Annotated in this window: 1 protein-coding gene, 1 pseudogene and 1 riboswitch; the gene and the pseudogene both read right to left on the bottom strand. The window is 48.9% G+C overall.

From position 1 onward, the window contains the following. Positions 1-272: pseudogene (locus K419_RS22475) on the bottom strand (ISNCY family transposase); the annotation flags it as partial. 311 nt (positions 273-583) lie between these two features. Beyond that, the gene (locus K419_RS0118865; protein ID WP_026842902.1) at positions 584-1375 is read right to left on the bottom strand and encodes a hypothetical protein; all 792 of its coding nucleotides are present in this window, start codon (positions 1373-1375) and stop codon (positions 584-586) included. A gap of 81 nt (positions 1376-1456) precedes the next feature. Further along, a riboswitch (cyclic di-GMP riboswitch) is annotated at positions 1457-1534 on the bottom strand. Between the last annotated feature and the right edge of the window lie 358 nt (positions 1535-1892).

The following is a 1892-nucleotide window of genomic DNA, read 5'->3' as shown; positions in this document are numbered from 1 at the left end:
CGGAAAGAGTTGGAGTCCTCGAGATGGAAAGAAAGTTCTTCGTAAGAGAGGGCGCGGATCTGTTTCAGTGCGCAGGCCCGCAACACCTGCTCGGCGGTCATTCCTTCACGCCCGGTCTCGTGTCGCCGGGTACGGATCAGGTCGTTATAAACCATGTCCAGCATCTGCGGTGTCGCGTCGAGTACCTCGGAAATCTCCTTGAGTTCCTTGCCGATGTCGTGACGAGCTGTGACGGAAAAAAGGCTCATCTGCCGGGTCTGTTTTTGCCTCATCTTTGCCGCTCCTGTAGCCATTGAATTGAACAAATTCAGCAAGTTGCGGAGCGGATTATAGCACAACGACAACCAAAACCTAAGCAGTTTTTGCATCAATTTGACAACAAATTCAGCAAGTTATGTTTCCGGATGGAAACTAGTTAAAACACGGCCATCCCGCACCTTCCGTTGATGTAGTTCTGTGTCGCATGTCGGGTGGAATTAAGCTCGCGCAGGTCATTCACGCCGCCTACTAAAGCCGGGCGCACTCCATAAGAAAGGGACCTCTTTCGGAGGTCCCTCTGTCGTGCCGGAATGGAACCGACTGGTTATGCGTTAATTATGGCTTCTAGCTTGGTCTTCAGGTCCTTCAAAATTACATTGAAGTCCACGGTGTTCTCTGAGGTGTATCGGCCGGGCACGCTTAGATAGATGATGGCTTTGGTCCCGTTGCGGTACGGGAAGGTCTCAACAGAGAAGTAGACCTTAGTATCGTCCACCATCATCGAGAAGCGGTTCTTGAAAATCTTGCCGGTCACATCATCCTTCTCACCCTGACGGAATTGTTCCTCAGTCGCCAGACGCTTGAAGTTGGAGAAGATGGATTCGGTATTAAATTCCGAGTTGATTTCCACGCGATAGCCGACCTGCTGGCTACATAGGTAGCTGAAGAGGTCCTCTTCAGTGAAGGTTGGTGGCTCCCAGGACATGATCAGGCCACCCTGGTAGGTTTTACGCTGTGTCGGGGTCATTTGGAGAATGGTGTTCGTGTGGTCGTGCTTCAGGCTGTAGTTGACGGAATACACGGTACCGGAACCGCTGACGCCGTTGTCAACCCTGCGGTCGATATCGAAGCTGGAGCCCGTCTTAAGCTGGACGCGGATTAACTGCTGCCTGCTAATCTGGCCTTGGTAATACTCCCGGGCCCAGATGGCGTTGCGAATGGAACAGGTGGTATACACGTTGCCATCGACTTCTTTGTTGTCCGGGACTATGACGGTAACGGTCTTCGGGTTGACCAGCGGGAAGACCTGTGTAGGTTTCGGTCCCAGGTTTGCACAACCGGTGAGTTGCAGAGCGAGCAGAGACAGTACAGCGAGCAGAATTCCTTTGAATTTCATTGATCCCCTCCTGAAGATAAAAAGCGCCCAACTCCATAAATTGCGAGAATGAGCGCTTTAAAAAAGAAAAGGCCATTGCTCTTCGGTAACCGGCAATCCATTTCCATGGACCCTAGGGTTTTGCGTCATCAGATTACTCTGATTTTGCTCTTATCGGTAACAATTCAAATATGTAAATCAGTCCAAAAAAACGTTTAACTTTATACATAACCAAATCTTAAAAATCAAGAACTAATTTATTCCGAACGCTAATTCGCTCTTCAGGCAGACTCTTCAGGCAGAGACTGCGGGAACGATGATTCACTACATCCAGCCAGAATAAAAACCATCATGTAAAAATAACAACAAATCAGCTGTTTACGCTGAGTGTTGGCCAGCCAAAGTCCATTAAAATGTTGTGAAAGTTGTGAAAATGTAGCTTAGTATAGTGGACCCCATTTTCAGGACAATAGTTTAAGATGGCGCCTGCGATAAAAGGAGCAGGCAATGAGCGAACGGAAGCGCAAAAGTTTCACCA

The sequence above is a fragment of the Citrifermentans bremense R1 genome, from assembly GCF_000426865.1.
In the GTDB taxonomy this organism is placed as follows: domain Bacteria; phylum Desulfobacterota; class Desulfuromonadia; order Geobacterales; family Geobacteraceae; genus Geomonas; species Geomonas bremensis.
Note: the sequence above shows the minus strand (reverse complement) of the source record. Positions and strands in the feature narration are given on the sequence as shown.

Excerpts from the sequence above, each read along its gene's own strand:
- K419_RS0118865 (WP_026842902.1), bottom strand. The coding sequence starts at position 1,375 with ATGAAATTCAAAGGAATTCTGCTCGCTGTACTGTCTCTGCTCGCTCTG.